The sequence below is a fragment of the Longimonas sp. genome (assembly GCF_046498435.1).
Taxonomy (GTDB): domain Bacteria; phylum Bacteroidota; class Rhodothermia; order Rhodothermales; family Salinibacteraceae; genus Longimonas.
In genome coordinates this window covers 1-7,796 of record NZ_JAWOAR010000164.1, presented here as the reverse complement: position 1 = coordinate 7,796, position 7,796 = coordinate 1, and the positions used below count along the sequence as shown (strand labels likewise).

The window sequence follows — 7,796 nt, the reverse complement described above, 5'->3', positions numbered from 1 at the left end:
CACGTAGCGAGATTGAGAGGTACTACGAAGAGGACCTTGACAAGCAAGGCGTGTCATTTCCCAGTCTGGCAGCGCCGCGCCGCATCATCTATGCGTTTGACGACGAGCTTGAGCAGGTTTTTCGACGCACCATCGAGCGGCTCAAGGACTTTGCGTATGCGCGCTACACCCCGCTGTTGTACTACACGGGCGAGCTGACGCCGCTGCAGGAGCAGTCGCAGCGTAACATCGGCGGGTTCATGAAAAGCATTATCGTGAAGCGGTTGGAGAGCAGCTTTCACGCATTTAAGCAAACGCTGGCCCGCTTTATCGAATCATACGAGCGATTTATCGAGATGTACGCCTCAGGCACGGTGTATCTCGGCAAAGATGTGGACGTATTCGACCTGCTCGACAACGACCGCACCGACCGGCTGCATGCGCTTATTGAGGCCGATCGCGTGTCAGCATATCCGGCAGAGGCGTTCACCGATGGCCTCATGGAAGCCGTACAGCGTGACCTCCAGGTGCTGCGATCGATCCAGGCCGATTGGAAACCGATTACGCACGATCCAAAGCTGGATGCATTTCGCGAGCAGCTGCATTCCGACAAAATACTCAGCACAGGGAAGCTGCTTGTTTTTACCGAAGCGGCGGAAACAGGCGAATATCTCTTTGAGGCGCTCAACGACGTAATGCCGGGGCAGGTCTTGTTCTACTCGAGCGAGGGTGGACGCGACGCCGACGGAACCCTTGGCGTGAATCGAGCCCGGCAGCGCATTGCCGAGAACTTCGATCCGACCGCGTCTAATCCCCGTGACGACTATCGGCTACTCATCACAACTGATGTACTGGCGGAAGGCATCAACCTGCACGAGTCCAACACGGTGATCAACTACGACTTGCCGTGGAATCCAACGCGTGTGCTTCAGCGTGTGGGCCGAATCAACCGCGTAGGGACCGCGCACGACAACATCTACGTCTACAACTTTTTTCCAACCGATCAGGCAGATGCCCAGATCAACCTGGAGGCTAACATCAAGGGGAAGATCCAGGCCTTTCATGATACGCTGGGCGAAGACGCGCAGTATCTAACTGATGAGGAAGAGGTGTCTACGCATGAGTTGTTTGGCGCCGAGTTGTACGAACGCTTGAACACGGCATCGACCTACGAGGGCGAAGACGAAATCGCGTCGGAACTCGAATACCTGCAGCTGTTGCGCACCGTGCGCGACAACGATCCTGAGCGTTTCGCCCGGATTCAGAAGTTGCCAAAGAAAGCACGCACAGCTTGGAATCCATCTGAGGGTCCACACGGGCTGCTCACGTTTTTCCGGCGTGGCGCACTGAAGCAATTCTTTCTGGGAACGCCCAAAGCGGCGCACGAACTCACCTTTTTCGAGGCAGCTGACGCCTTTGCATGCGCTCCAGACACCCCACGCACCGCGCTCCCCGATGATTTCTATGCCTGTTTAGAACGGAATCGAACAGCGTTTGAACAGGCGGTGGCCCGTGATACACCACAAGGGGCTACAGGGGGCCTCTCCAACGAGGAAAAAGTGGTGCGCCGTCTAAAGTCAAGTGAGATGCGCAGACATCACCGGTTCACCAAAGCCGATCGTCAGTACATCGCCGACGTGATCCGCGCATTCCAGGATGGTATTATTCCCCGCCATACGACTACGCGCCTCAAAAACGCATTGGAAGAGGAGCCCGATTCACTCCGGGCGTTGCAGATTGTCCGTGCACACGTCTCAAAACGTCTACTGGAGGCGCACCGCATGAAGCGTGAGGCTCGTGCCACTGAACACCGTGAGGTGATTGTGTCGGCGTATCGCAATGAAGTTGAGCGCTGAGATGCTTCATTGCGTTCAGCATGACATGGGTGGGAAGGCTGGACATTCGAATAGGCACACCCTCCCACCCCTGGGTCATCCTGACGCCGCAGGCGGAAGGATCTCAACGCTGTCCCAACACGCTCGGCACGCCCCGTGCACACAGGACGCCCCCTTGCACGCTTGGCGGCACCGCTTCCCAACTGCACGGCACTGAGATGCTCCACCCCGTTCAGCATGACTGGCGACGGGAGGCAGTGCGTTATGAGTCAGTCACTTGCCTTCCACTCTGCGTCATCTTGACGCCGGACGATCGTCCGGGGGAAGGATCTCAACGCCAGCCCCGCAAGCCCAGCATGTGCCTGACAGCCGAAGTGTCGTTTCCAGGCACACGGGGTGGCAACGGGCCCCACTGGATGGCGCTGAGATGCTTCACTGCGTTCAGCATGACCTGTGTGGAAAGCCTGTGCCCTCACGTCAGCACGTCCCGACACTCCACGTCATCCTGACGCCGCCAAGGCGGAAGGATCTCAACGCTGCCCTTGCAAGCCCGGTGCTGGGGGTCCTTCAGACATCAGACGCCGCATCAAACCGGAAGTCAGAAGCTACCCCGCAGGACCAGAGATGCTTCACTGCGTTCAGCATGACCTATACATGAGAGGCTACCCGTTTCCGCACGGTTTTTGAGAGCGGCCTGTCGGCAATGGCCCGGCGCTTCTCCACGATCCGCTCCCACCGTCGCTGGGTTTCTTCGTCGCGATCCGTTTCTTTTGCAATGACCTGCATGCGCTGACCGAGCTCCACCCACTGCGTGCGGGCCTCCTCCACATCGGGGTCATTCCAGAGACGCCCCAGCATCTGTTTGGCGTCTGTAGCCTCAGCCCAGAGTGGTTGATACCTATCGAGATATGATCGGGCATACGACGGGTACTCAAGATTGCTGAAGGGGCGAATGTTCTCAGGAGGTAAGGGGGCATCCAGCAAAAGCGGAGCGAGGTATATGTTCTGGTAGAAGCCTTCATACCATTTCTTCAGCGCAGGTCGGGAACGACCTGCCTGCTGCAGCGCCAGGCCCCACGAAAACGTGTGATGCGGGTCGCCCCAGTCATCAGGATACTCCTCCTCGTACATTCGGTAGTGCTTCAGAGCGCCCTCCAGGTCACCCGCAAGTTGATACAGCGGACCGATAAGATAACGCACGCCCTGGTTGTCACCAGGATTGAGGCGAAGCAGCGCTTCGTATTCATCGATCGCGTCGCGGTACTGTTCACGGCCCCAATAGATGGAGGCAAGTCCGGCCCGAGCCCGCATGTACGGACGCGTGTCGAGGTCGCTCCACCACCAGTATGCATCAGGGGATTCGGAGTCGAGTATCTCGCGGGCCCGCTCATAGGCCTCTTGATAGCGTTTTCCTGCCGTCTCGAGGTCATCTCGCTCTTCAGCGATTGCTGCGAGCCCATTGTACGCATCGACCAGCCACGGGTCGTTGTCAAGCGCGTCCTGGAAGTGGGCTTGGGCCTCATCAAAATCGCCCTGATGCATGGCCTCCCATCCATCGAAAACCTTATCCTCGACATCCCTGACTGTAGTGAAGTCAATCGCCCGCATTTCCTCTTCAGGCACAAACGCGTATCTCCACACATGGGTGGGGGCTTCTACAAGAGGAAGATCGTCGGGCACGACATGAAACTCCTGACGGATGGTGGCGCGCTTGCCTTCGGGTAGGTAGCGCTCATCCAACACAACCAGATTCAGCGTTTCCGTCATTTTACGGTACTTGCTGCTCACCGTAACCGATGATACATCAAACCATTCGGCAGCCTCCTCCTGACTGATCGACTCAAGCCGAAGTCGCACAGACGCATACAGCAACGCTGCGGCCCACGTCTCGGGCTTACGCGTGCGGCTTACATCCACCTCAGCCGCAAAATCGCGCCATAGCTTGAGGGTATGATCCATGAGCGCGCCCTGGATATGGGCTCCAACGGTGTCCCTAAAAACAGCTTCGACGGCTTCCACAACCGCTTGCTGCGCATCGGAATCGGACATAAGATGGCTCATTTAATAAGCGTTGAAGGAAAGATGCGAGTAGCGTAGCGCCACGTCAGCGGATAAGTTCCAGTCGTACCATACGGCTCAGCGTTGCGGAATGCTCGTTCACCGCCTGGTGTATGCTACCGGATGCGCCGGCTCCATCGCCCAAAGACGGTGTCGGCAATCACGCGAAGAGCGTCGGCATGGTCGGAGGCCGCAGCTCGAATCGCAGCGCCGCCCAGGCCCTCGGATGCAAGCTCATCGGCGAAGGCGCGCGTCATGCCCGCGACAAGAGAGGGCGTCACTTCCAGATGAAAGAGCAGTCCATACGCGTGGGCGCCGCCGCCATGCACAGCGTACGGCTGCCGCTCAGCTTCCAACCACTGGATCGTATCGCCATTGTACCAGCAGTCGGTGGCCACGGTGAGGACGCTCATGCCGTATGTGCCGTGCGCGGCGAACGTTTTGAGGTCGGCGGCCAGTCCGGCCCCGCCGCTCGGGTCGATGCCCGCAATGGTGAGAACAGGCGGGGCGTCATGGTGTGTGGATTCGTGTGGGGTGCTCATTGCAGATTGGAGGTGTGCGCAGTTTCCGACGCAAAGAGGACGGGAGAGCGATCCCCCACACCGGCGCGACGGGCGTCATCGAACGCCGTGTTTCGGGCCAATGCGCGGGTCACCCGCTGCTCCAGCCGGGTGAAGGTGGGGGCATCTCCTGACTGAGCATGTTGTTTGCTGCAGCAGCCAGCAGATCCCCCAGTACAGATGCGGTGGCAGGCATCGGATCCATGTGTCCCATGAAACCGGGATGTGCCGGGTTCATCGCGCCCTGGAGCAGCGCCTCGGCCTCATCGAGCAGTGCGGTTTCGGGCACCGACTGCTCGGGCACGATGGGCGCTTCCTCGCCCCCGAAACGGTCGTCGCGGTCGGGGAGCGGAGGTCGCGCGGCTGCACTCGACAGGTGAGTGAGCATTCGATCGAGCGCATCCTCGGCCCAGGCGTCGAGGGTCTGCTGACGGGCATCGGGGGATGCGAAGGCGGTGCGAGGGAGTTGGGTGCGATCCATTGCGAAAGCGGATGCCAGAAAGGAAAACGGCTGATCCATTCTGCACACGCGGTAACAACCAAATAGATGCATAGGGAGCGTTCTCAGCGGTCATCTATCAAACATAGGAGTTACGCACTTGACCCGAGGGGCGCCATTTCCTGCCTATGGACGGGGCGGAGCCCCTAAACGACGGCGTCACGAGGCAGAGCCTCGCGACGAGATGACATTCGTGAGTTGCAACTGCGTACGTCCTGTATAAAATGGGAGTCCATACGTTACCCTATGAATCATCTGTGACAGAGCACTACTGCTTTGTCACAGGTCAATCTTGGGGTAGTAACGCACCTCTCTTACATGCTGTCATCTTGAGCGGAGCAACTGCGCCTAGCAGGTGCGGAGTCGAAAGATCTCCACCAAGGTTGGCAGGGCCGTTCAATCGCCTATAGCCCCGCTGAGCGCCGAGGAGATGGTTCGGCGTGCTCCGGGCTGGGCCCGTCGCGTGCTCACCATGACAGGTTTTGGGGGGACACAGATTTTAGGGGGAACACAGAGTTTGGCACAGTCTCCGCACCCTAACATTCAGGTGTGACAAAGCACTACGAGTGCGCTTCCTGATGCACCGCCTCCTCGATGCGTTCCGCGATCCATTCGGCTTCAGGCTTATTCGGCAACCCGGCGGCGATGAGTTTTGTGGCCTCATCCTCCAGCATCTCATCCTCCATTGCATCCTCATCTAAAATCTCGTCCGCGGCTTTATGCAGCGCTTCCTCCGTCTCCGCATCAGACGCCCCTGTACGTTTCGTTTTATCTTTGCTGGCTTGCTTCTTAGCCTTGGAAAAAGCAAAGGACAGGATGCTTGCCCACCAGCTGGCGCGCGCTCTTGCATCTTGCGTGAGTCCTTCTTTGGACACCTTCACCTCAACACCATAACTCCTGCTGCTTCCTAATTGCACCATTTGGGTTAGCCCCGCCGTGTCGACATGCGAACAGGGGATGCGCTGCTCGCTCCCGTAGCCAAATGGTCCCCTCGTAGAACGCAGTTCTCCATCTTCCACCACCACCGTGGAGACATAGGTCAACGACTTCCATGCTCCGTACCCAAAAATACCTGCGGAGACCAGGGAGATGAGTGCTCCCCCCAGCGCGCTACTCCACATGAACAACGAAAGAGCAACAAAGCCCACCGCTAATACGCCGAGACCAACCCCCATGCCCGTGTGCTCTGGAGGTGCCACGTGCAGCTTGAGGCGTCCGTCTGCAGGGCGTTCGAGCGTCACCTTCTCACTCTGTACCTGATCAACCTCGACTTCGCGCATATCGAAGGAATCGCCCGCATCGGCCCCTCCGGATGCGTCTTCTGCTTCTGCATGTGCGGCCTCAGGTTCTTGAGCCGGGTCGGGTTCGTCCTCGGCAGGGGCGCTCAGATTCCACGCAAGCGCTCCCGACGTTCCATCGCCCTTCTGCTCCCAGGATGCGGTGTGCTCCGTCTCCGCTTCAGTCGTTGTTGTATCCTCCTCGGGCACATCTTCATCAACCGTTTCTTCATCGGGCTCGAAGACAGGTACTTCGAACTCGGTTTCGTAATCGACGCCGGGCAGATCCGCATAAGCCTTGAACGTCCAGTAGGTTCGAAGCCGCTTGTCCTCGGGCGTGGTGGGGGGCTGGTCGTCCGGAAGTTCAAATAAAACCGGAATCTCAAGCTGATCGGATCCCGCTTTTCGACGACCATGCACGTGTTTCACATCCTGCCAGAGCGGATCATTTTTCGTGGTTGTTACGGTTCTCACATCTCCGTCATCGTCGCGCTTCTGCTCCTTCTCTATGCGTTGCTTATAGCACGTGAGCTTCACTTTGAGGCCCTCGCCAGAGAGGTCCTCTTCATCGATGCCTGCCCAAAGTCGCATCCGCAACGGCCGGCCCAACCGTCCAGGCATGTCCTCCAGCACCAGTCTGCTTCGCCCAAACTTCTGCTGGCGCATCACTTTTTTCGCATAGAGCCAGGCGATGACCGTTCCGCCTATCGTGCCAATTACAGTCGCAATGATGGCCCCACCGAGCTGGTCGGCATCTGCGCTGGTCAATTCGATGTAGAGCAGATACGGACCCATCAGCACAAACATACTCGCTAAAAGACCCGAGAAAACGAGGCCGCCCCACGACCAGCTCGCTTCTTCAACCAGTTCGTTGGTTCGCCACTCGGGGCGCACATGCCAGGGGCGGTCGGGCGTGTCCGGGTCGGCATCCTTTTGTTTTAGCTTGGGGATAAGCACGCGCACGACAATGGTAAGGCCGCCTCCTGCTATCACGAGGCCAAACAAAGTAGCAATGACCGCCCCTAAAAGATCGCCCTCCTGATACAGGTCAATCCCGACGACGTAGACTAAGAAACCTCCGAATCCTACGCTTACAAGAGTGCCTACAATCACATAAAAGATAGCTACGATGCGTTGTGCCAGGCTGGGGGACTGCATACGTCTGCAATATTTTTTGCGATTACGACGGTGCGTGGCAATATCTCATATACGTATAAGGGAGATTGACAGGGAGCGTGCGCATGCGAGGGATTGACTCAGAACGGGTTGTGCTATAGGTTCAGAAGTCGCACAGCCCCCCAACGCCCGTCATCCAGATCCTGAATCGAGTTCAGGACAGGCAAGGCGCCCCTGGCGCCCCTGGCGCCGCTGATCCGGGATCCATTCGCCGTTTGAGGGCGAACGCACTCCGCTAATACATCCCTCCATTGGGGCATGGATCCCAGATCGTCGCTCCGCTCCGTCTGGGATGACGGTGTGGGATCAAGTCCCGATTGTTGTGTAATTGGCGTTCTGCCAGATCTTCATATTAGGCGGTAATCGCTGCGTGTTGTGCTTGTTGATGCATCGGTGTGGCCGACGGATCGGA

General features: G+C 58.2%; 5 protein-coding genes. 1 reads left to right on the top strand and 4 read right to left on the bottom strand.

The features are described from left to right. Positions 1 to 1,835, top strand: a 1,835-nt coding sequence (locus tag R6U20_RS06075; RefSeq protein ID WP_410336972.1) for a helicase-related protein, incomplete at its 5' end; no start/stop codon positions are given. A 627-nt stretch (positions 1,836 to 2,462) separates the two neighbouring features. Here R6U20_RS06075 and R6U20_RS06070 read toward each other — a convergent pair. The 4 genes from R6U20_RS06070 to R6U20_RS06055 form a co-directional block, all read right to left on the bottom strand. Further along, on the bottom strand, positions 2,463 to 3,863 hold the full coding sequence (locus tag R6U20_RS06070; protein WP_410336971.1) for a tetratricopeptide repeat protein: 1,401 nt from the start codon (positions 3,861 to 3,863) through the stop codon (positions 2,463 to 2,465). A gap of 125 nt (positions 3,864 to 3,988) precedes the next feature. Then, positions 3,989 to 4,414: a bifunctional hydroxymethylpyrimidine kinase/phosphomethylpyrimidine kinase gene (locus R6U20_RS06065; protein WP_410336970.1), complete on the bottom strand. Its 426-nt coding sequence runs from the start codon at positions 4,412 to 4,414 to the stop codon at positions 3,989 to 3,991. A gap of 109 nt (positions 4,415 to 4,523) precedes the next feature. Continuing rightward, positions 4,524 to 4,952 carry a hypothetical protein gene (locus R6U20_RS06060; protein WP_410336969.1) on the bottom strand — a complete coding sequence of 143 codons (429 nt, stop codon included), beginning with the start codon at positions 4,950 to 4,952 and terminating at the stop codon, positions 4,524 to 4,526. Positions 4,953 to 5,491: 539 nt separating this feature from the next. Continuing rightward, positions 5,492 to 7,366, bottom strand: coding sequence for a hypothetical protein (locus R6U20_RS06055; RefSeq protein WP_410336968.1), 1,875 nt, complete (start codon positions 7,364 to 7,366; stop codon positions 5,492 to 5,494). Between the last annotated feature and the right edge of the window lie 430 nt (positions 7,367 to 7,796).

Excerpts from the sequence above, each read along its gene's own strand:
- R6U20_RS06070 (WP_410336971.1), bottom strand. The coding sequence starts at position 3,863 with ATGTCCGATTCCGATGCGCAGCAAGCGGTTGTGGAAGCCGTCGAAGCT.
- R6U20_RS06065 (WP_410336970.1), bottom strand. The coding sequence starts at position 4,414 with ATGAGCACCCCACACGAATCCACACACCATGACGCCCCGCCTGTTCTC.
- R6U20_RS06060 (WP_410336969.1), bottom strand. The coding sequence starts at position 4,952 with ATGGATCAGCCGTTTTCCTTTCTGGCATCCGCTTTCGCAATGGATCGC.
- R6U20_RS06055 (WP_410336968.1), bottom strand. The coding sequence starts at position 7,366 with ATGCAGTCCCCCAGCCTGGCACAACGCATCGTAGCTATCTTTTATGTG.